The organism is Fusicatenibacter saccharivorans (genome assembly GCF_015557635.1).
Classification (GTDB): domain Bacteria; phylum Bacillota; class Clostridia; order Lachnospirales; family Lachnospiraceae; genus Fusicatenibacter; species Fusicatenibacter saccharivorans.
This window is the reverse complement of the sequence record NZ_JADNOP010000001.1, coordinates 90,944-113,813: the sequence shown is the minus strand read 5'-3', so window position 1 is coordinate 113,813 and position 22,870 is coordinate 90,944. Positions and strand designations below refer to the sequence as shown.

Annotated in this window: 21 protein-coding genes; 15 read left to right on the top strand and 6 right to left on the bottom strand. The window is 49.2% G+C overall.

Features of this window, described 5'->3' with window-relative positions; all coding sequences use genetic code 11:
- Nucleotides 1–179: 179 nt before the first annotated feature.
- Nucleotides 180–1,136, bottom strand: a complete 957-nt coding sequence (locus I2G42_RS00510; protein WP_055217935.1) for a glycoside hydrolase family 43 protein — start codon at nt 1,134–1,136, stop codon at nt 180–182.
- An 80-nt stretch (nt 1,137–1,216) separates the two neighbouring features.
- A complete protein-coding gene (gene arfA, locus I2G42_RS00505; RefSeq protein WP_055228179.1) occupies nt 1,217–2,716 on the bottom strand; it encodes an arabinosylfuranosidase ArfA in 1,500 nt (499 codons plus the stop codon).
- Between the two features lie 231 nt (nt 2,717–2,947).
- On the opposite strand from arfA, the gene I2G42_RS00500 reads away from it, so the two are divergent.
- The 12 genes from I2G42_RS00500 to I2G42_RS00445 all read left to right on the top strand — a co-directional run bounded on the left by I2G42_RS00500 (nt 2,948) and on the right by I2G42_RS00445 (nt 15,166).
- On the top strand, nt 2,948–3,787 hold the full coding sequence (locus I2G42_RS00500; protein WP_055228178.1) for a helix-turn-helix domain-containing protein: 840 nt from the start codon (nt 2,948–2,950) through the stop codon (nt 3,785–3,787).
- 88 nt (nt 3,788–3,875) lie between these two features.
- Nucleotides 3,876–5,198: a sodium-dependent transporter gene (locus I2G42_RS00495; RefSeq protein WP_055228177.1), complete on the top strand. Its 1,323-nt coding sequence runs from the start codon at nt 3,876–3,878 to the stop codon at nt 5,196–5,198.
- Between the two features lie 176 nt (nt 5,199–5,374).
- Nucleotides 5,375–6,127, top strand: coding sequence for a Fe-S cluster assembly ATPase SufC (gene sufC, locus I2G42_RS00490; protein WP_055217927.1), 753 nt, complete (start codon nt 5,375–5,377; stop codon nt 6,125–6,127).
- A 30-nt stretch (nt 6,128–6,157) separates the two neighbouring features.
- The gene (gene sufB, locus I2G42_RS00485) at nt 6,158–7,564 is read left to right on the top strand and encodes a Fe-S cluster assembly protein SufB (RefSeq protein WP_055228176.1); all 1,407 of its coding nucleotides are present in this window, start codon (nt 6,158–6,160) and stop codon (nt 7,562–7,564) included.
- A gap of 13 nt (nt 7,565–7,577) precedes the next feature.
- The gene (locus tag I2G42_RS00480) at nt 7,578–8,636 is read left to right on the top strand and encodes a SufB/SufD family protein (protein ID WP_055228175.1); all 1,059 of its coding nucleotides are present in this window, start codon (nt 7,578–7,580) and stop codon (nt 8,634–8,636) included.
- The gene (locus tag I2G42_RS00475) at nt 8,623–9,840 is read left to right on the top strand and encodes an aminotransferase class V-fold PLP-dependent enzyme (RefSeq protein ID WP_082424963.1); all 1,218 of its coding nucleotides are present in this window, start codon (nt 8,623–8,625) and stop codon (nt 9,838–9,840) included. The genes I2G42_RS00480 and I2G42_RS00475 overlap by 14 nt, the downstream gene beginning before the upstream one ends.
- On the top strand, nt 9,830–10,258 hold the full coding sequence (gene sufU / locus I2G42_RS00470) for a Fe-S cluster assembly sulfur transfer protein SufU (RefSeq protein ID WP_055217922.1): 429 nt from the start codon (nt 9,830–9,832) through the stop codon (nt 10,256–10,258). The genes I2G42_RS00475 and sufU overlap by 11 nt, the downstream gene beginning before the upstream one ends.
- Before the next feature lie 197 nt (nt 10,259–10,455).
- On the top strand, nt 10,456–11,757 hold the full coding sequence (gene eno / locus I2G42_RS00465; RefSeq protein WP_055217920.1) for a phosphopyruvate hydratase: 1,302 nt from the start codon (nt 10,456–10,458) through the stop codon (nt 11,755–11,757).
- Between the two features lie 206 nt (nt 11,758–11,963).
- On the top strand, nt 11,964–12,638 hold the full coding sequence (locus I2G42_RS00460; protein ID WP_022462789.1) for an amino acid ABC transporter permease: 675 nt from the start codon (nt 11,964–11,966) through the stop codon (nt 12,636–12,638).
- A 3-nt stretch (nt 12,639–12,641) separates the two neighbouring features.
- Entirely contained in the window at nt 12,642–13,385 is a 744-nt protein-coding gene (locus I2G42_RS00455) for an amino acid ABC transporter ATP-binding protein (RefSeq protein ID WP_022462788.1), read from the top strand.
- A 122-nt stretch (nt 13,386–13,507) separates the two neighbouring features.
- Nucleotides 13,508–14,365, top strand: coding sequence for a transporter substrate-binding domain-containing protein (locus I2G42_RS00450; RefSeq protein WP_055228174.1), 858 nt, complete (start codon nt 13,508–13,510; stop codon nt 14,363–14,365).
- Between the two features lie 27 nt (nt 14,366–14,392).
- Nucleotides 14,393–15,166: a histidinol-phosphatase gene (locus I2G42_RS00445; RefSeq protein WP_055228173.1), complete on the top strand. Its 774-nt coding sequence runs from the start codon at nt 14,393–14,395 to the stop codon at nt 15,164–15,166.
- 82 nt (nt 15,167–15,248) lie between these two features.
- On the opposite strand, the gene I2G42_RS00440 is transcribed toward I2G42_RS00445, so the two are convergent.
- The 3 genes from I2G42_RS00440 to I2G42_RS00430 all read right to left on the bottom strand — a co-directional run bounded on the left by I2G42_RS00440 (nt 15,249) and on the right by I2G42_RS00430 (nt 18,531).
- Complete coding sequence (locus tag I2G42_RS00440; protein WP_195530614.1) at nt 15,249–16,634, bottom strand: MATE family efflux transporter; 1,386 nt, start codon at nt 16,632–16,634, stop codon at nt 15,249–15,251.
- 129 nt (nt 16,635–16,763) lie between these two features.
- Nucleotides 16,764–17,243, bottom strand: a complete 480-nt coding sequence (locus tag I2G42_RS00435) for a DUF6465 family protein (protein ID WP_055267883.1) — start codon at nt 17,241–17,243, stop codon at nt 16,764–16,766.
- A gap of 85 nt (nt 17,244–17,328) precedes the next feature.
- The gene (locus tag I2G42_RS00430; protein WP_243277109.1) at nt 17,329–18,531 is read right to left on the bottom strand and encodes an iron-containing alcohol dehydrogenase; all 1,203 of its coding nucleotides are present in this window, start codon (nt 18,529–18,531) and stop codon (nt 17,329–17,331) included.
- 216 nt (nt 18,532–18,747) lie between these two features.
- Between I2G42_RS00430 and I2G42_RS00425 the strand changes: the two genes are divergently transcribed.
- Both I2G42_RS00425 and I2G42_RS00420 read left to right on the top strand, forming a co-directional pair.
- Nucleotides 18,748–19,749 carry a DnaJ C-terminal domain-containing protein gene (locus tag I2G42_RS00425; RefSeq protein WP_055228196.1) on the top strand — a complete coding sequence of 334 codons (1,002 nt, stop codon included), beginning with the start codon at nt 18,748–18,750 and terminating at the stop codon, nt 19,747–19,749.
- A gap of 230 nt (nt 19,750–19,979) precedes the next feature.
- Nucleotides 19,980–20,567 (top strand): 50S ribosomal protein L25, encoded by a 588-nt coding sequence (locus I2G42_RS00420; RefSeq protein ID WP_055217908.1) that lies wholly within the window; start codon nt 19,980–19,982, stop codon nt 20,565–20,567.
- Between the two features lie 80 nt (nt 20,568–20,647).
- On the opposite strand, the gene I2G42_RS00415 is transcribed toward I2G42_RS00420, so the two are convergent.
- On the bottom strand, nt 20,648–21,523 hold the full coding sequence (locus I2G42_RS00415; RefSeq protein ID WP_173813331.1) for a YitT family protein: 876 nt from the start codon (nt 21,521–21,523) through the stop codon (nt 20,648–20,650).
- Between the two features lie 293 nt (nt 21,524–21,816).
- Between I2G42_RS00415 and I2G42_RS00410 the strand changes: the two genes are divergently transcribed.
- Nucleotides 21,817–22,863 carry a M42 family metallopeptidase gene (locus I2G42_RS00410; RefSeq protein ID WP_195530613.1) on the top strand — a complete coding sequence of 349 codons (1,047 nt, stop codon included), beginning with the start codon at nt 21,817–21,819 and terminating at the stop codon, nt 22,861–22,863.
- The last annotated feature ends 7 nt before the right edge of the window (nt 22,864–22,870 follow it).

Below are 22,870 nucleotides of genomic sequence, written 5' to 3'. Positions count from 1 at the left end.
CACCATCAAAACGATACATTTACCAATCTGCAGAAAAGGTACTGTCCGCCAGAACAAAAAGGAAGCGGATGGGTTTTGTCGGAAAAGAAAAGCGAAAAAGAACTGCGGCAGGAACTTCCCCAAAAGGAAGCCTGCCGCAGTTCTTTTTGAATGAAAATCCCATCAGGCGGACAGCGATTTTACTGATATCCGTGATCTGACCAGTCATGGTTTTTGATCCGCTCGTAATCCTCCTCTGTAATCGGAAGAATCGTTCCATGCTTGTAGCCGTATGGGAACGAGAAGGAAGCATCAGAACGAACAAATTTTCCGGAAGCAAGGCTGTCTGCAACAAACGGCACATATCCCTGGCCGGCACCCGGAACGCCGTAGTAGTCAAGGAACAGACACCATCTGCTGTCATCAAGCTGTACTGCGGTCGGAGCCTCATAGAGACCGCTCTCTACATCTTTCATGCTCTCATCGAAGCTTTCCATCCGCACATACGGGCCGGCCGCATGGTCGGAGCGGAGCAGAATAATTTTCGCCGGATTGCTTTCACTCTTTACGAAAAGATAATAAACCCCATTCTCTTCATAGATCGCCGAATCAATCACGCCGCTGTCCTCTTTTTCGTACAGAACCTGCGGAGCTGAAAAATGAACAAAATCCTTCGTTGTGCTGTAATAGATTTTTTTGGGACCGTAATCGTTTGCTGCATGGGAAGAAGACCAGTGCAGAACGTACTCACCGTTTTCTTTATCGTAAATCAGATCCGGTGCCCAGAGGCAGCCGAAGTCATCATCACCGATTTTTACAAGACGCTGGTCGCTCCAGTTTACGAGATCCTCTGATTCCCAGACGGAGAAATACTTGCTGCCGTTTCTGCCGATCTCATCCCAGGAATTGTGATACTGATTCCGCATACCGTAAGAAAGACTCAGGTCAGTGGCGAAAATATAATATTTCCCGGTTTCTATGCTGTGAGTGATAGTAAAGTCGCGTACACCCTTATCTCCATAATACGCCCAGAGAACAGGAGCGCCGTCGTTGACAGCTTCCCAGTGGAAACCATCGCGGCTGATGCCGAAATAAACCTGTTCGCCGTCCGGTGTTGTTTTTTCCCGAAAATGAACAAATAAATATGCCTGTGCCATAAAATAAAACTCCTTTATGCATATGTTTGGATGAAAAATTCAGATGTTCTGTTTTTCAGGCCATACCTTATACGGTTCCATTATTTTGTAAGACGGATCACATTCCAGCTGTGTTTTCCAAGAACGGTGTGCATTTTTCCATTCTCCAGTTTGGTGGCATCGGAATGGGTCGGAGTAACGTGGTTCGGATCTGCTTCGGTGTTGACCGCTTTCATATCGTCGTTTGTCAGCACGATGTGCTCCGCCAGACGGCATCCTTCGAACTGACGCAGATCGCAGGAAACCTCCATATCCTCATCCAGACTCTTGTTGACTGCAAAAATGGTCAGTGCATCGTTTTCCTCATCCCAGATGCAGACAGAATCGAGATACGGAGCTTCGCCGTACGTTTTGCTCTCGTAAACCGGTGTCAAAACCTGTGTATTTAAGACGGTTCCGCGGCCGTATACGCTTGCATGCATGTATGGATAGAAGATCGTCTGACGCCATGCACCGGTATCGGATGTCATGATCGGAGCAATCACGTTGACAAGCTGTGCGAGGCAGGCAATCTTGACACGGTCTGCGTGGCGCAGGAGTGTGATCAGCATGCTTCCGACGAGAAGTGCATCCTCAAAGTTGTAAACATCCTCAAGCTGATGAGGTGCGCGTACCCATTTCTCCAGCTTCTGATCCTGCTCATTGCTGTGATACCATACGTTCCACTCATCGAAGGAAAGGTTAATCTGCTTTTTGCCGTGTTTTTTTGCTTTGACTGCATCACAGATCGCAACTACACCGGAGATGAAATCATCCATGCCCTTGGAGCTTGCCAGGAAATCGACAGTATCATTTGCATAATTTCCGTAGTACTGGTGTAAAGAAAGGTAATCCACCTCATCATAGCATTCGTCCAGAACCGTATATTCCCAGGAACCGAAGGTTGGCATCGTAAGATTGGAGCTTCCGCAGGCAACAGTTTCAATCGTCGGATCCATGAATTTCATCAGACGGGAAGTCTCTGCTGCAATACGTCCGTACTCAGAAGCGGTCTTATGTCCCATCTGCCACGGTCCGTCCATCTCGTTGCCGAGGCACCAGAGTTTGATGTTGTGTGGATCTTTGTAACCGTGGGATTTTCTCAGATCACTGTAGTAGGTGCCGCCCTTGAAGTTGCAGTACTCCAGCACATTTTTTGCGTCTTCCGGTCCGCGGGTTCCGAGATTGACGGCCATCATAATGTCACTGCCGGCTTTTTTCGACCAGTCAGCAAACTCATTCAGACCGAATTCGTTTGTCTCAATCACGCCCCAGGCAAGATCTGGTTTTGCAGGCCGTTTGTCTTTCGGGCCTACGCTGTCTTCCCAGTGAAAACCGGAGACAAAGTTTCCGCCCGGGTAACGGACGATCGGTACCTGAAGCTCTTTGACAAGATCCAGGGTATCTTTTCGGAAGCCCTGCTCGTCGGAGAGAACACTTCCTTCCTGATAGATGCCCTCGTAAACGGCGCGTCCCAGGTGCTCGATAAAGGAACCGAAGATTCGTTTGTCAACTTTTCCGGTAAGAAAATATTTGTCAATGATAATCTCTGCTTTTCTCATACTTAAAAATCCTCCTGTTAAAAGAAATGTTCGTTTTCAGACACGATCCAGAAAAATAAAGGATCACCGGCGTGTCTATGATTTTATTCCACCGTTTCGCTTTCGCTTTGGATAGTTTCAATTTTAGCAGGAAGATAGAAAAAAACCAGAGATTTTTGTCCGGCAAATTTGACTTTTTTTCCGGTTTTGCGGTAAAATAGGGAGAAGAAAAGAAAAGGGGAAACGAGAAGAATGGAATTTTCAGTTCATATTTGTGAATATAATAGATCCAACGCCGATTATGAGACGATATATCGGCCGGAGGGCAGCGGGGACTATCTGTTTCTGTTGTTTAAAACGCCGATGAAGGTGTATGACAGAACTGCGTTTTTCATTGCACAGGAAAATGCCTGCCTTTTTTACACGCCGGATCACGAGCAGCATTATCAGGCTGTTCAGAAGTTTCGCAACAGCTATGTCCATTTCTGGTGCGGTGAGAATCTGGGTGAAACGTATGGAATTCCGCAGAATGCTGTTTTTTATCCACAGAACACGGAAGCCATTGATGAGCTGATTCGCCTTTTGCAGAGGGAATACATTGTGAAAGATCCATACGCAGTGGAATATGAGGAAGCACTGGTTCGTCAGATGATGATTACGGCATCGCGCGGTATGCGGCTGTACCAGAAAGCGGCAGAGGAGCCGGCCGGACTGTATCAGGAATTCCAGGAGCTGCGCCTTAAGATGTTGAGCCATTATGAGAAAGACTGGACGACAGAAAAGCTTTGCCAGATGGCCAATATGGAAAAAAGCCAGTTTTATTCTTATTACAAACAGTTTTTCAGCAGCACCCCGCACAGCGATCTGATTGAAGTACGGCTCGACAAGGCGAAAAATCTTTTGACAAATCAGGCACTTTCCATCGGACAGACCGCGGAAATCTGCGGTTTTTCCAATCTGTCTCATTTCAGCCGCTATTTCAAACGCCACTGCGGATGTTCTCCGCGGGAATGGCAGCAGCAAGGCGGAAAAAGCATAAAATATAAAGTGAAGTTGCAGGAAGATGAGAAATGCTATAGCTTTTCCCAATAGCTTATGATAAAATATTCAGAAGATGTTGGAGTCAAAAGGTACTTTGGCCATGATATCTTCAGAAAAAGTAAGAAAAAGGGAGAGCAGTATGAAAAAGAGAGAGTCATTTAACAGTCGGTGGGGATTTATCCTGGCCTGCATCGGCTCTGCAGTTGGAATGGGCAACATCTGGATGTTCCCTACCCGGGTTTCCTTGTACGGAGGAGGTTCCTTTCTGATTCCGTATTTCCTGTTCGTTGCACTGATCGGCTTTACCGGTGTGAGCGGGGAGATGAGTTTTGGCCGTGCCACAAGATCCGGTCCGGTTGATGCGTTCGGTTTTGCATGTGAAACGAAAGGAAAACGAAAAGCCGGAGAGGCGCTTGGTCTGATTCCGGTGCTGGGTTCCCTGGCAATGGCGATCGGTTATACGGTTGTCATGGGGTGGATTTTCAGGTACATGATCGGAACCTTTACCGGAAAGATACTGTCAGCTGTGAGCGTAGAGGATTTTGCCGGAGCGTTTGAATCCATGGCATCTGCGTTTGGAAACAATTTCTGGCAGATCGTAGCTCTTGTGGTTGCGATGGTCATTCTGGCATTTGGTGTTGGTAAGGGAATTGAGAAGGTCAATAAGGTGCTGATGCCTGTTTTCTTTCTCATGTTTGTTGCACTTGGTATCTATGTTGCCTTTCAGCCCGGTGCAGCGGATGGATACCGTTATATTTTCCGTGTGGAACCAAAAGCACTTGCAGATCCGAAGACCTGGATTTTTGCACTTGGTCAGGCATTCTTTTCCCTGTCTGTAGCCGGAAACGGAACACTGATCTATGGTTCCTATTTGTCAGATGGAGAAAATATTCCGGCCGCCGCCGGAAGAGTAGCATTTTTTGATACGCTCGCTGCTATGCTTGCTGCGCTGGTTATTATCCCGGCGATGGCAACTACGGGAGCACAGTTAAATACAGGAGGACCTGGACTTCTGTTCATTTTCCTTCCGAATTTGATAAAGTCTATGCCGGGTGGCGCGCTGATCGCAATCGTTTTCTTTGTCGCTGTCTTTTTTGCCGGCCTTACCTCTCTGATTAACCTGTACGAAGCACCGATTGCAACGGTACAGGAAAAATTTCATCTCGGAAGAGTAGCAGCCTGCGGTGTGATCGGGGTTATCGGTGTGGTCGTATCTCTTCTGATCCAGGGCATTGTATCCCAGTGGATGGATGTTCTGTCGATCTACATCTGCCCGCTCGGCGCCGGCCTTGCCGGAGTCATGTTCTTCTGGATCTGCGGAAAGAAGTATGTGCAGTCCCAGGTAGACAAGGGAAGAAGCAGCAAATTCACGGATCTGTATTATCCGATTTGCAAATATATCTACGTGCCGATCTGTGTGCTGGTTCTGATTCTCGGAATCGTGCTGGGCGGAATCGGCTGAAACAATGTTGATAGAAAACGCGCCTGTCGTGCGGAAAAAAAGATCCGGCGGCAGGTGCGTTTTTTGATAAAATTTTTCAAATATATAAATCCGATTGAAATACTCGGAAAAAAGGTCTACAATCGGAGGCGAAAACAGAGATTTTAACCTCGAAGCAAAATAAGGAGGATATCAATATGGGAAAAAATCTTTTAACAGTGAAAGATTTAACGGTAAATGTAGAAGAAAAAGAGATCCTGCACGGCGTCAATCTTACGATTGGAAAAGGGGAGACGCATGTGCTGCTTGGACCGAATGGTACCGGAAAGTCGACGCTTGGCAATACGCTGCTCGGCAATCCGAAATATAACGTGACACGCGGCGAAATCTGGTTCCAGGGAAAGAACATCACAGAAGAGCCGGTCAATGAACGCGCCAAAATGGGACTGTTTCTCTCGTTTCAGAATCCGCTTGAGGTGCCTGGCGTAACCTTAAGCTCTTTTATCCGCAGCGCCGTCGAGTTAAAAACCGGCAAACGGATGCGTCTGTTTGAGTTTCGGAAAGAACTGGAAAAAGCAATGGAAGTTCTGCAGATGGATCCGTCGTATGCAGACCGTGATCTGAATGTCGGATTTTCCGGTGGTGAGAAAAAGAAAGCCGAGATCTTGCAGCTTCTGATGCTCGAGCCGTCCCTTACCATTCTCGATGAGACCGACTCCGGCCTGGATGTCGATGCAGTCCGCACCGTTTCTGCCGGAATTGAGGCATACCGCAGAAAATGCGGAGGAAGTCTTCTGATCATCACGCACAGCACGAAGATTCTGGAATCACTGATGGTGGATCAGACCCACATCATGGTGGAAGGTGAAATCGTCAAAACCGGCGATGCATCTCTTGTAGAGGAGATCAACCGGGACGGATTTGGAAAATACGAAAAGTCACTGGCGTAAAACCGAAGGTACAGAAAGGATGAAAACGCTGTGAGAGAAAAAAGTTATGTAGAGGATATTGACCGAAGCATCTATGATTTCAAAGACGATGAAAAGGATGCCTATAAAGTAAAAGCCGGCCTGACGCCGGAAATTGTACAGAAAATTTCGGATGAGAAGAAAGACCCTGCCTGGATGCAGTTGTTCCGTCTGCATTCTTTACAGATCTACAACCAGACGCCGATTCCGGATTGGGGTCCGTCGATTGAGGGTCTGAACATGGATGATATCGTAACGTATGTCCGCCCGAATACGAAAATGAAAGCAAAGTGGTCCGATGTGCCGGATGACATCAAAAATACGTTTGAGCGTCTCGGCATCCCGCAGGCAGAGCGGAAATCACTCGCCGGCGTGGGCGCACAGTATGATTCGGAGCTGGTCTATCACAACGTCCGCGCGGAAGTTGCGGCGCAGGGTGTTGTCTATACCGATATGGAGAGTGCGCTGCATGGTGAGTACGCGGATATGGTGCGGAAACACTTTATGAAACTGGTGAAACCGACCGACCACAAATTTGCCGCACTGCACGGAGCCGTCTGGTCCGGCGGTTCGTTTGTCTATGTGCCGAAGGGGGTTTCCGTGGAAATCCCGCTGCAGTCGTATTTCCGCCTGAATGCGCCGGGCGCAGGCCAGTTCGAGCATACGCTGATTATTGTCGATGAGGACGCGGACCTTCACTTTATCGAGGGCTGTTCCGCACCGAAATACAATGTGGCCAACCTCCATGCCGGATGTGTGGAGCTGTTTGTCGGAAAGAATGCAAGACTCCGTTATTCTACGATTGAAAACTGGTCGAAGAATATGTACAACCTGAACACGAAGCGCGCGCAGGTCGAGGAGGGCGGAAAAATCGAGTGGGTTTCCGGTTCATTCGGCTCCCACGTTTCCTACCTGTACCCGATGAGCGTGCTGAAAGGAAGAGGCGCAAAGATGGAATTTACCGGCATCACGTTCGCCGGTAAGGGCCAGAATCTCGATACCGGAGTGAAGGTTGTCCACAGCGCGCCAGATACGAGTTCCTATATTAACACGAAATCGATCTCGAAGGACGGCGGCATCAGCACCTTCCGTTCGTCAGTCTCTGCAACAAAAGCGGCAAAGAACACGAAATCAGCCGTTTCCTGCCAGTCTCTGATGCTCGATGATATCTCCCGGTCGGACACGATTCCGGCGATGGATATCCGTACAAAAGATGCGAACATCGGCCATGAAGCACAGATCGGAAGCATCAGCGATGAAGCCGTCTTTTATCTGATGTCGCGCGGCATGACGGAAGAGGATGCGAGAGCGTGCATCGTTAGCGGATTCGCGGATGATGTTTCAAAAGAACTGCCGCTGGAGTACGCGGTGGAGATGAACAATCTGATCCGCCTCGAGATGAAGGGCAGCATTGGATAAGGAGGCCAGACACATGGAAGAACAGAACAGCATGAAAATCAACCAGCTTCCATCGAAAACGTGGTACTGGCTGGGATTAAATGATACAAAAGTAAAATGGGCGGCGGGTGCGCCGTGTGAAATCTGCGCGGAAGAGCTGTCTGCGGATGATGAGATAACGGGTTTTCCGGAAGCTATGAATACCGGGGCAGGAAAAGAGACGGATGTCCTTTTTGCACCGGAGCAGACGAAAAACTGGAGTGTCTCTGCAAAGGAGGGGCAGACGAAACAGGTCACGCTTTCCATCGGACAGGGAAAAGAGAAGGTTTCATCCGGAAAGATCCGCGCGGCGGCAGAAGAGGGAGCTTCCCTTACCGTTTTCGAGGTATTTGAACCGGCACAGGCAGCGGGACAGCTCGCGGTGCGGACAGAACTTTACGCGAAAAAAGACAGCCGCATCCGGCTCGTGCAGGTGATGATGCGCGGTGAGGGACAGGAGCTTTTAAATGATGTCGGATGCATCTGCGAGAAAAATGGTGCACTGGATCTTTTACAGGTCGTTGTCGGAAAAGGCGATGTCTATGACGGTATCTGGACCGAACTGCAGAAGGATCACGCATCACTGCAGGCAGAAATCGGCTATCTTCTGCAGAATCAGCAGAAATTTGATGTCAATCTGAATGTGCGCCACTTCGGAAAAGTAACCGAGAGCACGATCCAGGCAGACGGAACGCTGATGGACGCGGCGGAAAAGATCTTCCGCGGCACAATCGACTTTGTGCGCGGTTCGGCAGATTCCGTCGGAGCAGAGACAGAACAGGTATTGCTGCTCGGCGATGATGTAGTCAACAAGACGATTCCTGTGATCTTCTGTGCAGAGGAAAACGTACAGGGAAGCCACGGCGCGGCAATCGGAGAACTCGATGAAGAGACACTGTTCTACTTCGGTGCGCGCGGCATGGACCGTACACAGGCAGAAAATACGATGGCGCGGGCGAAACTGGAAGCAAAAATCCAGAAGATCGGCGATGCGGACATCGAACAGAAAGTAAAAACACAGCTTGCGGAGGTGCTTGACCGTGACAACAGATAACATCAGAAAAAATTTCCCGCTTCTGCAGCAAATGGACACGATCTATCTGGACAACGCGGCGACGGCACAGCGCCCGTCGTGCGTTCTTGCTGCAGTACAGGAATTTTACGAACAGAAAAATGCAAATCCTCTGCGCGGCTTCTATCCTTTAAGCCTGGAGGCGACGGAGAGCTATCAGGAGGCAAGAAAGACCGTACAGAAGTTTATTCATGCAGAAGAGCCGGAGGAGATTATTTTTACCCGGAATACAACGGAAAGCCTGAACCTTGTGGCATACAGCTATGGCCTGAACTTTTTAAAGGAAGGCGACGAGATCGCTGTAACAATCATGGAGCATCACAGCAATCTGCTTCCGTGGCAGATGGTGTCGCGTATGACTGGGGCGAAGCTCCATTATCTGGAATGTACCAGTGAGGGCGAGCTGACAGATGAGGCGCTTCAAAAGGGCATTAATGAGAGAACACGTCTTGTGGCTGTTGCGCAAGTATCGAATGTGCTCGGCTGCGTGAATTCGATCCAGAAAATCACGGAGATGGCGCACCGCGTGGGAGCCGTTGTCGTTGTGGACGGCGCCCAGAGCGTTCCGCATATGCCGGTCGACGTACAGGCGCTGGATGTAGATTTTCTCGCCTTTTCCGGCCATAAGCTGATGGGTCCGATGGGAATCGGCTGTCTGTATGGAAAACGGGAACTGCTGGAAAGAATGCCGCCGTTTTTAACCGGAGGCGAGATGATCGATTCCGTTCACCGCGACGGAGCCGTTTTTGCACCGGTTCCGCAGAAATTTGAGGCGGGAACGGTAAATGCAGCCGGTGCGGTGGGGCTGGCCGCAGCGATCCGGTATCTGCAGGAAAAAGGATTTGATTATATCCAGAAAAAAGAGCTGGAACTGACGCAACGTGCTATGGAAGGACTCGGCGCGCTGCCGTACGTTCATATCCTCGGTTCCAAAGATCCGGCCAACCACACGGGCATCGTTTCGTTTACGATTGACGGCGTGCATCCGCACGATGTGAGCGAAATTCTTTCTTCTGACGGCATCGATGTGCGGGCAGGCCACCACTGTGCACAGCCGCTTCTGGAATATCTTGGCGTCCGAAGCTCGACAAGAGCCAGCATGATGTTTTATAATACACCGGAAGAGATTGATGCACTGATCGAAAGTGTATCCACAATCAGAAGGAGAATGGGCTATGGAGAGTAGAGGATTTTATAACGAAATTTTGACGGAGCACAATCTGCGTCCGGAATTCAAGCATGATCTGCCGGATGCGGACATCGTACTCGAGGGCGTCAACCCAAGCTGCGGCGATGATATCTGGCTGAAATTAAAAGTCGACGGCGATGTGATCACGGACGGTGCGTTCGTGGGCGACGGCTGTGCGATTTCGCAGGCATCGGCGGACATTATGCTCGGCATGATCATCGGAAAGACGAAGGACGAGGCACTGCGCCTGGGAAATCTGTTTCTGCGCATGATCAAAGGAGAAGCATCCGACGAGGAGATTGACGAACTCGAGGAGGCTGGTGCACTGAAGGACATCTCCCACATGCCAGCAAGAGTGAAATGTGCAGTGCTTGGATGGCATACGCTGGAAGAGGCATTTAAACAGGAAAAATAAGAACAGAAAAACTTTTTGTATTTCTGAGAAAAAGTATCACTTTACCCACTTGCAATTTTCAAAAAATTAGTTATAATGAATTACAGTTAGTAAAGCCTAACCAAAGCGAATCAATCATTGTTATCTCCCGTCTGCGGATCCTGGACACTTCGCAGGCGGGAAACTCCAGAAACAAACGAGAAAGGAGCACACGAAAAGTGAAGAGCCTGAAAATTGAGGAAGTAAAAGGAAGAGAAATTCTGGATTCCAGAGGAAACCCAACCGTAGAAGCTGAGGTTGTTCTTGCAGGGGGCGTTGTAGGGCGCGGCATGGCACCAAGCGGCGCATCTACCGGTGAGTTTGAGGCACTGGAATTACGAGATGGAGATAAAGCAAGATACCTTGGAAAAGGTGTGCAGAAAGCAGTAGAAAACATCAACACCGTCATCAACGATACCTTAAAAGGTATGGATGCATCCGATACCTACGCTGTAGATAAAGCTATGATCGATGCGGACGGAACAAAAGATAAATCCCGCCTGGGTGCAAATGCCATTCTGGCTGTATCCATTGCCTGCGCAAGAGCAGCAGCAAACGCACTTGAGATTCCGCTGTACCGCTTCTTCGGCGGCGTTTCCGGAAATCGTCTGCCGGTTCCGATGATGAACATCATCAACGGCGGATGCCACGCACTTTCTTCCGGCCTGGATGTACAGGAGTTCATGATCATGCCGGTTGGAGCATCTTCTTTCAAAGAGTGCTTAAGATGGTGCGCTGAGGTCTTCCATGCACTGGCTGCCATCTTAAAAGAGCGCGGGCTGGCAACATCGGTTGGAGATGAAGGCGGTTTTGCACCGGCTCTGAAATCCGATGAAGAAGCCATCGAGACCATTCTTGAGGCAGTGAAAAAAGCAGGCTATGAGCCAGGCAGAGACTTCAAGATCGCGATGGATGCTGCTTCCTCCGAGTGGAAGACAGGTACCAAGGGGGAATACAAACTGCCGAAAGCCGGCACTGTATTTACTTCCAAAGAGCTGATCGCTCACTGGAAAGCACTGGTAGAGAAATACCCGATCATCTCCATCGAGGATGCTCTGGATGAAGAAGACTGGGAAGGCTGGAAAGAGCTGACCGCAGAGCTTGGCGGAAAAGTACAGCTTGTCGGTGACGACCTGTTTGTAACCAATACTGAGCGTCTGGCAAAAGGTATCTCCCTTGGCTGCGGAAATTCCATCCTGATCAAACTGAACCAGATCGGTTCTGTATCTGAGACCCTTGAGGCAATCAAAATGGCTCACAAAGCAGGCTACACCGCAATTTCCTCCCACCGTTCCGGTGAGACCGAGGATACCACCATCGCAGACCTGGCGGTTGCCCTGAACACCTGCCAGATCAAGACCGGTGCACCGAGCCGTACCGAGCGTGTTGCAAAATACAACCAGCTTCTCCGAATCGAAGAAGAACTTGGAACGGCCGCTGTATACCCTGGTGCAAGAGCATTTAATGTGACACAGGACTAAGCAGTAAATAACATCATACCATAAAAAAAGACAAGATCCTTCCTCTTAAAACCAATCATAAATAAGAGTCCCCGGGGCCGTTGAAAAACGTGTTTCCCGGGGATTCTTGCATGCGGGGGAGGGGTATATGAAAAAACACTTGACTTGAAGCGGACTTGAAGTGTTATCCTATCTAGGAAAATGTAAAAAAAGGGGGATATATCGAAATGAGCGAAAGATTATGGAATATTCTTCTGGATTCTTTTTGGAAAATCTTTCTGCCGGGCCTTAAGGTGACGATTCCGCTTACTGTAATCTCGTTTTCCATTGCACTTGTAATTGCGACGGCAATGGCTATGGTACAGTTTGCAAACATCAAAGGCCTTCGTCAGATTGCACGTTTCTATATCTGGATTTTCCGCGGAACCCCGCTTCTGGTCCAGCTTTTCGTTGTGTTTTACGGACTTCCGCGCGCCGGTATTCTGATCGATCCGTTTCCGGCGGCAGTTCTCGTCTTTTCCCTGAATGAGGGCGCCTACAGTGCCGAGACGATGCGTGCGGCCCTGGAAGCCGTTCCGGCAGGCCAGCTTGAAGCCGGCTACTGTGTCGGCATGTCGTATCTGCAGATCATGCGGAGAATTATCCTTCCGCAGGCGATGCGCACCGCGTTCCCGCCGCTTTCCAACTCTCTGATCGCCATGGTAAAGGATACTTCCCTTGCCGCAAATATCACCGTAACGGAGATGTTTATGGTAACGCAGCGGATTGTAGCGCGCACCCATGAGCCGCTGGCACTGTATATTGAAGTAGGACTGATCTACCTGCTGTTCTCCACCGTGCTCACGAAGCTGCAGGGAATCGGAGAGAAGAAACTGAGTACATATCAGAAAAAAGGGGAATAAGCCATGCTGGAAATCAAAGGATTAAAGAAAGCGTTCGGCAGCCTGGAAGTGTTAAAAGGTGTAGATTTAAAAGTAAACCAGGGCGATGTTGTCGCAATCCTCGGCCCGAGCGGTTCGGGAAAAACGACGATGCTGCGCTGTGTCAACTTTCTGGAGCATGCGGACGGCGGCAGCCTGATTTTTGACGGGAAAGAATATCCGTTCCACAACATCAGCAAAAAAGATATCGCGGCGATCCGTCAGAAAACCGCATTTGTATTTCAGAACTATAACCTGTTCCTGAACAAAACAGCCCTTCATAACGTAACCGAGGGCCTGATCATCGGCAGAAAAATGCCAAAAACCAGGGCGGAGGAAAAAGCGCGTGCAGCGCTTGAAAAAGTAGGCATGCTGGACCGTGCGGACTACTATCCGCATCAGCTTTCCGGCGGACAGCAGCAGAGGGTGGCAATCGCCCGTGCACTGGCAACCGATCCGGAAATTATCTATTTTGATGAGCCGACCTCAGCACTCGACCCGGAGCTGACCGGCGAGGTGCTTGGTGTTATGCGCCAGCTTGCCAAAGAGGGAATGACGATGCTCGTTGTCACGCATGAGATGGGCTTTGCAAGAAACGTTTCGAACAAAGTTGTCTTTATGGAAAACGGCGTTGTCGTTGAGGAAGGTCCGTCGAAGGAATTTTTCGCAAATCCGCGGGAAGAGCGGACGAGAACATTTTTGCAGAATATTGAACAGCATTACGAGTAAGGTATCCCGCAAAGCGGCAAATCCTGTCCGGAGCACGGAATCCGGACAGTTTGCAATAAAGAAAACAGAAGAAGCAAAGGCAGCTTCTTCCAGAACAAAACAAAAAAGGAGTGGCGAATATTATGAAAAAGAAAATGGCAGCAGTATTTCTGGCAGGTATCCTGACATCATCCTTTTTACTGACCGGATGCGGAAACAGCACGGCAGATAACAGAAGTGCTTCTTCCTCTTCATCAGCATCTTCTGCAAGTGCGTCTGGGGATCTTTTAGAGCAGATCCAGAGCAAGGGTGAGATCGTTGTGGCAATGGAAGGAACCTGGGCACCGTGGACGTATCACGATGAGGACGACAACCTGGTCGGCTATGACGTAGAAGTGGCACAGCAGATCGCAGAGAAACTCGGCGTGAAAGCAACCTTTGTAGAGGGTGAGTGGGACGGCCTTCTTGCAGGAATCGATTCCGGCCGGTACGATATCATGGTAAACGGCGTAGATATCACAGAGGAGCGCGCTGAGAAATACAGCTTTTCCGATCCATACGCATACAACCGCACCGCTGTTATCGTAAACTCTGCTAACGATGAAATCCAGTCCATGGAGGATCTCGACGGAAAGAGCACCGCGAACACCATTTCCAGTACGTATGCAGAAGTTGCCGAGAAATATGGCGCAGCCGTTACCGGTGTTGACGATCTGGAGCAGACTTTCGAGCTTCTCTTAAGCGGCCGTATCGATGCAACTCTGAACGCAGAGGTAACGTATTACGATTATATGAAAGCACACCCGGATGCAGAGATCAAAATTGCATGTCTCGATCCGGAATCCACAAAAGTCGGTATTCCGATGAAAAAAGGCGATGAGACCAAGACGCTGCTTGAGGCAGTCAACAAAGCACTTGGCGAGCTCGCAGAAGAAGGAACACTGACAGAGCTTTCGGAAAAATATTTTGGAACGGATATCTCCAAAGAAGCAGCAGAATAAGATACAAAATAAAGAAGGTTACAGATCATGATTGCAAATTATCATACCCATACATGGCGGTGCCGCCATGCGGACGGAACGGAGCGGGAGTATGTGGAGCGCGCGATTGAGGGCGGCCTTAAAATTCTCGGTTTTTCCGACCATTCGCCTTATCCGTTCCCGGACGGCTACGATTCCGGCATGCGGATGCGGCTCGATCAGGTGGAAGGCTATGTAGACACCGTGCTGGCATTGAAAAAAGAGTATGACAAGGATATTGAAATCCATCTCGGACTCGAAACAGAGTATTTCCCGAGATTCTGGGATCAGCTGATTGATTTTTTGTCGGACTATCCGTTTGAGTACTTTGTGCTTGGCCAGCACAGCCTGGGAAATGAGATCGAAAAGATTCTCTACAGCGGCCATGGAACAACAGACGGAAGCTACCTGAAACAGTATGTGGACCAGTGCCTGGCAGGCATTGATACCGGAAAATACCTGTATCTGGCACACCCGGATCTCTTTTTATTCAACGGCGACGAAGCAGTGTTCGACCGGGAATACCGGAGACTCTGCCGTGAGGTGAAAAAGAGAAACATTCCGCTGGAGATCAATTTCCTTGGTCTGATGGAAGAAAGATGGTATCCGAACAAGAAGTTCTGGAAGATCGCCGGCGAAGAAGGAAACACCGCCGTTTTCGGCTGTGATGCCCATACGCCGAAAGCCGTCTGGAATCCGGAGACGGAACAGAAGGCACTGCAGCTGGCAGCAAAATACGGTCTGAAAGTACAGGAAACCGTTCCGATGCCGAAGACATTTTAACAGAAGCAGAAAAAGCTGTTCTTTTCTGGTGAGAGTTTTGAAAACTCCGCGGAAAAGAACAGCTTTTTTGATATGAGATTTTTTATGCTTTTTTTGTATGCATCAGCCGTACCGCCTCTTCCCGCTGTTTCAGAATCTTCTGAATCGAAGTCCAGTAAACGATCATTGAGACAACCGGCCCGATCAGGTCGGAAATAGGTTCCACGTAGAAGATGTTTTCCAGTGCAAAGAACCGCGGCAGAAGAAACAGAGCGGTAAAGTAGACGAATTTCCGGAAGAAAGAGAGTGCAAACGAATAGCGCACGCAGCCCATTGCAGTAAAGCCGTCTACAATCTCGTACTGAATGCCGAGCGGAATGACTGAGAGTGTCGAAATATGGATCGCGCGGACCACCATCGAGACGATCTGCGGATCGGAAGTAAAAAGCTGCGCAAACAGCGTTCCGGCGGCATTGGAGACGAGGAACATCAAGGTAGTAAATCCGGCACAAAGTGCGATGATGGTTTTCTGTGCCTCAAGAATACGCCTGGAATTTCCAGCTCCATAATTGTATGCGAGGATTGACTGCGTTCCGCCGCTGATTCCGCCGAGCGGCATCGTAATAATCAGCATAAAGCTCTGAACGATCGTTGCACAGGTGATGAAGCTGTCTCCCTGTCCGGCGGGTGCATATCGCTGCAGGACGGCGTTCATCGCAATGATCATCACATTGTCGATGGCAATGATTAGAAACGGAGTAAAACCGACTGTCAGAATGCGTTTCATGATCGCAAATGAATACCCGCCGAAGGTGATGCGGATCGGAATCGTCTTTCCGAACAGAATATGCAGCACATACAGACAGCTTGCGATCTGGGAGAGCACGGTTGCAATTGCCGCGCCGCGCACGCCGAGATGCAGAACGAAGATAAACACAGGGTCCAGCAGCAGATTCAGGACGGCGCCTAGCAGAACAGATTTCATTCCCTTACTGGCAAAGCCCTGGCAGATCACAAACTGGTTCAGGCCGGTCGATAAAAGCGCAAACACAGAGCCGGAAACGTAGATCATAAAATAGGCTCTGGCGTAAGGATACGTAACGGTGCTGGCTCCGAATGCCATCAGCATCGGGCGGGTAAAAAAAAGCGCAGCGGCTGTCAGAACGAGGGACAGGGAAACAAGCATCAGAAACGCATTAGCCAGGATGCGGGATGCCTCTTTTTCATTTTTCTCTCCGAGCCGGATGCCGAGCAGCGGTGCGCCGCCGACCCCGATGAGGGAGGAGAACGCGCCGATCATGGTGAGAATGGGACCGCAGACGCCGACACCCGCGAGCGCCAGATCACCGACAGAGGCAATGTGGCCGATGTACATACGGTCTACAATGCTGTACAGAACACTCACGAACTGTGCCAGCATGCTCGGAAAAGCAATATGGGGAACCAGCTTTCCGATCGGGTCGGTTCCGAGATGGTTTACAGTTTTCATAGAAAAATACCTTGTCGTTTTTTAGGTTTGGGAACAGACAGCAAAAAACATGCCCGAAACAAAATCCGGAAGACTTTGTTTCGGACATGCCGCTTTTGGTCTGTTCTGATAGATCAGCTGACAGAAAAATTATTCAGCAAGAGTGGTCAGATCTACTTTGAAATCGTCAGATCCCTGTCCGTCTACGGTGTAGTAAGCGGCTCTCTGCTCTGCGTTCAGGTAGATTTTGATCTCGCCTTTTAATCCGTTTGCTTTTACTTCTTTTTTGATGACTGCTTCGAGGTCTTTCATAGATACTTTTGTCTCGAAGATCTCAAGAACGGTATCAGATACTTTTGTCATTTTACGTGGGGTTTTGGTTGCTTCTGCCATGGTTTCCGTGGTCTCCTTTTTTACTGTTTTTTTAACGGTTTCTTTTTTGGTTGCTTTTTTCGGCTCTTTTGCAGCTTCTGCTTTTCCTTCGGCTGCTTCTGTATGTAAGGTTTTTTCAGTCGTTGGTTTTACTTCTTTTGCCGGTGCCGCTGTCTTTACAACGGTTTCCGCTGTTTTTGCAGCTTCTGCAGCCTGCTGTTTCGCTTTGGCCATTTTTTTCATGGTTCTTTTATTCATTTTATTCACTCCTCTATGCGATATCTCTAATAAATTACCATGTTTTTTGCCTTCTGTCAAATTTAAATTCGAGAAAACAGCGGCTTTAGGATTGTACACGGCGGAGCACAGAAAAGATTTTTTCAGAATCCCAGATCTGCGGAACAGGGTAGGTGGGATTTGCTTCTTTTAAAGCACGGCGTGCTATTTCTGTGTAATCATTCGGCGAAAGGTGCGGCAGAGTGGATGGAATGTCAAACGAATCGCGCATAGCCTCGATAGCTGCAATCATCCGCTCAGCCTTTTCAGAAACGGTATCTCCGCCGAGAGAAAGCGCATCGGCGAGAACGGCAAGTTTAGGCGCAATGCAGGAACCGTATTCGCGCAGAACAGCAGGCAGCAGAACCGCGTTGGCTCTTCCATGCGGAATGTGGTACAGTGCGCCGACGGCGTGGGCAATGGCATGGACGTAGCCGACAAAGTTGTTGGTAAAAGCGAAACCGGCCAGGTACGATGCATGAAGCATTTCCTGCCGTGCAGCAAGATGGGTGCCGTCTCGCCAGACTTCGGGCAGGGCATGGAAATTTTCGCAGACTGCCTCGATGGATGCATTCTGCACGCTGCGGGAGGCGAAGAGGTTCAAAAAAGCTTCCATGGCATGGGTCAGGGCATCCATACCGGTATCTGCGGTCATAGAGGACGGGAGGCTGATCGTAAGACGCGGATCGAGAACTGCCGTATCCGGGATCAGACAGAGGTCATTGACGGCGTATTTGTATGGTTTCCCGTCGATACAGTCTGTGATGACAGCTGCCGCCGTTGCCTCCGAACCGGTTCCGGCTGTCGTCGGCACGGCAAACAGCGGCGGAAGTTTCCGACGGACTTTCAGGAGGCCCCGCATCGCAGGAACCGTCTTTTTCGGACAGCAGACGCGGGCACCGATCAGCTTTGCTGCATCGAGAACGGATCCGCCGCCGATGGCGAGGATAGCCTGCGCCTGAATCTGCTGATAAAGACGGAAACCCTGTTCCACGCTCTCAATCTGCGGATCCGGGGCGATTTCGGAGAAAATGGTGACGGAAATGTTTTCTTTTTTACAGCCATCCAGCAGAGACGTCAGTGTTCCGCGGCGGACAAAGCCGGGGGTAGTCACCAGGAGAATCCGGGAGATCCGGCGTTTCCGGAATAACGCGGGGAGTAGCAGAACAGCATCCGGTGCTGCAAGGAGTGTCTGTTTCTTATGCTCTGTCAGATGAAGAACGCGGCTCAACACCCACTGCCGGGTGCGGAACCAGAAAATGGAATGCATCAATCAAGTACCTCCATAAAAAATCGTGAGAATCGTATATCTCTTATTGTAACAGTGCACGGCAGGTTTTTCAATTCGTATAGGAATTTTGAATCTTCCGTGAAAAGAATTGACAGTGTGAAAAATGCGTGTTATAGTACGAATAGAACAGATAAAAAGAGCCAGGAATTGTTCACCTGGGAAATCAGGAAAAGGCTTGACTGGAGGTGCCTGATGATGGAAACAAAGAGAGATTATTATGAAGTATTAGGCGTCAGCCGGAATGCAGACGAGAAAGAAATCAAACGTGCATACCGGAAACTGGCGAAAAAATATCATCCCGATACGAATGCGGGAAACCCGGATGCGGAAAAGAAATTTAAGGAAGTGACAGAAGCGTATTCTGTCTTAAGCGATCCGGAAAAGAAGAAAATGTACGATCAGTTCGGATTCGCGGCGTTCGACCAGGGAGCCGGCGCGTACAGCCAGCAGGGCGGTGGAAATCCGTACGGCAGTGCGTATGGAAACCCGTTCGGCGGAAGCGGAAACAACGGCGGCTATCACGAATTTCACTTTGAAGGAAACGCGGACGATATGTTCGGCGATTTCTTTGATCAGATGTTTCATGGCAAAAGCCGTGGATTCGGAAGCGAGCGGTATACGCGTTCGGGAAGCAGCAGACATCCGTTTGAGGATGCATTTTCCGGCCGCGGTATGGCAGAGGATCTCGATCTGCACGCTGAGGTTTCGATCCGCCTGGAGGAAGCGGCATCGGGCTGTGAAAAACAGATTACCCTGCGGAACCCGGATGGAACGACCAATACGCTGCTGGTTAAAATCCCGGCCGGTATCGAGAGCGGAAAGAGCATCCGTCTGCGCGGCAAAGGCCATACAGGATCAAACGGCCGCCGCGGCGATCTGCTTTTGAAGGTCAATGTAGAAGAAAAGAAAGGCTTTGAACGGCGCGGAATGGACATCTACACGACGATTCAGATTCCATACACAACGGCAGTCTTTGGCGGTGAAGCGCGTGTCTCGACACTGTACGGAGATGTGGTCTGCAAAATCAAGGAAGGAACACAGTCCGGCAGTAAGCTCCGTCTGCGCGGCAAGGGCATGGTATCGATGAAAGATGCGAACGTGCACGGTGATCATTATGCGACGATTGAGATTGCTGTACCGCGCAGTCTGAACCGCACAGCACGCCAGAAACTGATGGAATATAAGGAAGCGTGCTGAAAATGTGAAGAAACTGTGAAATCGGAAAATCCGGGTTGACAAATCGTGTTTGTGGTATTATATTACACCTAGAACAAAGAAAAGGAATCAACAAGAAACCAATTCTTCCTTGCATGTTCCCAAACATCCTGTTCCAAGAAACTTATTCATAGCCACAAGGCAAAGCAAACTTAACACCCTTCACAAGATAAGAAGCCTGCTAAGAATCAGATTTTTGGAGGAAAAGGTAAATGAATACTTTAAAAGCTGAAAAGAGAAGTTTGGATGTAAAGGCAAAAAGACTCAGAAGAGAAGGATACGTTGTCGGTAATGTATTCGGCAGAGAGATGAAAGAATCCATTCCAGTTAAGATGGTAAAAAGAGATGTCGAGAAACTGCTGAAGACAGATCACAAAGGCAGCCAGATTATGCTGGATGTTGACGGAACCGCATACGATGTCCTGATCAAAAATGTTGATTATAACCCGGTAGCCGGACAGATCGATTCGATCGAGTTCCAGGCACTGGTCAGCAACGAGAAAGTTCATTCCGTTGCAGAGATTGTCCTTGTAAACCATGAAAAGATCGCAGAAGGCGTTCTGCAGGAGGATCTGAACGAGGTTGCCTACATGGCATACCCGGCATCCCTGGTCGATCAGGTAATGGTCGATGTCGGAGAGATGAAGATCGGTGATGTCATCCGCGTCAAAGATCTGTCCCTGGCCGCTGACCCGGATATCACCATAAAGACCAATCCGGAATCCATTGTCGTAAGTCTGATGGCTTCCCACAACGTAGAAGCACCGGCAGAAGATACCGAAGAAGCAGAAGAGAAATAAACAGAATAAGCATATACAAAGAAATCCGAAGGCGTCAAAAACCTTCGGATTTTTTGCATGAAAAATATGGTTTGAATCGATCAGATATAACTCATGAAGCCTTTTCCGATAATTTCGCTGCTCTTTGTGATCGCAATAAACGCGGTCGGCTCGGTATCATGAATAAACCGCTGAAGATAGACGGCCTGCTTGACATCCACAACCGTGAGAATGACTGTCCGCTGCTGGTCGGAGTAAGCGCCGACGGCGTCGTAAAGGGTTGCGCTGTGATTGAGATCCTTTGTGATGAAATCGCAGATCGGCTGCGGATTGTTGGAGATAATCGTAAAAAATTTATTCAGCTTCATCCGCTCAATCGTTTTGTCAATCAGCAGTGTTTTCGCCATCAGACCGAGAACCGAACAAAGTCCGGTTAAGGTATCGAAAATCAGGAAAGCAAGGATGACAACGATGAGGTCAGTCACCAGCAGGGCAGTGGAAATATTCATTGTAGAATATTTTTTAATAATCATGGCGATGATGTCCGTGCCGCCGCCGGAGGCATTCTCAAAAAACAGCAGTGCTGCCGCCAGTGCCGGAAGAATAATGGCAAAGCAGAGCTCCAGCATGATCTCATCGGTAAGCGGATGTGCCATCGGAAACAGCTTTTCAAAAATGTTCAGAAGAACCGAGGAAAGCACGGTCACGTAGGCTGTCTTGACGCCGAAGTTCCGCCCCAGCACAGCAAAACCAACCAGCAGAAGCAGCAGGTTGATAAAAAGGTTGATCTGTGAGGCAGTGAACGGAAGAAACCGGCAGATGACAACAGCCATACCGGATACACCGCCGAAAGAAAAATTATTGGGGAATTTAAAAACATAAATTCCAATGTCCATGATCAGAACAGCTGCGGTAATGACAGCATATTCTTTTAACGTTTGTAATGCAGGCTGCGATGCCTGTTCTTTTTTGCCCATTTTTTTGCTCCTTTATTTGAATTTGAGGCGACATTTATTTTATTATAGAAGAAACTTTTTTGAATAACAGCTAATAATGTATCCCCCTCTTCAAACATAGCATGGCATAGGGTAGTTTGTCCAGTTACATTTTCCTTATTTCCATTTTTCCGTTTTCCGATGGTTGTATCCAATTTATTTCTGTGGTATGATGAAGGGCAGGATCTTTTTTCGGAAAGAAAAAATCTGCAGTTTCTGTTTCAAAATGTTTCGAAAAAAGAAGAAAAAACAGAAACAAAAATGGAGGAAGAAACATGAAAAATACAAAGGTTTATGTTGATTTTATAACAGAGAAACTGAAAAAACTGCTCTCCATCGACAGCCCGACCGGCTACACGAAAGATGCCGTTGCATGGCTGAAAGCAGAGTACGAAGCGATGGGCTATGCGCCGGTGATCACCACAAAGGGCGGCCTTCTGGTGCAGCTTGCCAAAGGCTGTGAAGGAAACGGCGGTGTCCTTGTGGAGACACATACCGATACGCTCGGCGGCATGGTAGCGGAAGTGAAAGGAAACGGCCGTCTTCGTCTCACCGCGCTCGGCGGTATGAATCCGAACAATGCGGAGGCGGAAAACTGCATTGTCATCACAAGAGACGGAAAACGGTACGAGGGCTGCTTCCAGATGAACAACCCGTCGATCCATGTCAACGGTTCCTACGACCAGCAGGACCGCACCTACGACAATATGGAGGTTGTTCTGGATGAGATGGTCTTCTCCAAAGAGGAGACAAAAGCGCTCGGCATCGAGACTGGTGATATCGTCTGCTTTGAGACGAGAACCCGCATCACGGAGAAGGGCTACATCAAGAGCCGTTTCCTCGATGATAAACTGAGCGTTGCAATCCTGCTCGGTTATGCGAAGTATTTAAAAGAAGAAAATGTCACACCGTCCCGCCCGGTTTACCAGCACATTACCGTATACGAAGAGGTCGGCCACGGCGGATCTGCTTCCGTTCCGGAGGGCGTGACAGATATTCTTTCTGTTGATATGGGCTGTGTCGGCGACGGACTGGAGTGTAAAGAGCATCAGGTATCCATCTGCGTCAAAGACAGCGGCGGCCCTTACAGCTACGATTTTATCGGTGAGCTGATTGCGGCAGCAAAAGCAAACGGAATCGACTATGCGGCGGATGTTTACCCGCACTACGGCTCTGACGTGGAGGCAACGCTCCGCGGCGGCGCAGACGCACGCCATGCCCTGATCGGCGCCGGTGTGTACGCATCCCATGGATATGAGAGAAGCCATGTGGACGGCGTGAAGAATACGCTGGAACTGCTTGCGGCGTATCTGGACAAATAAAAATAAG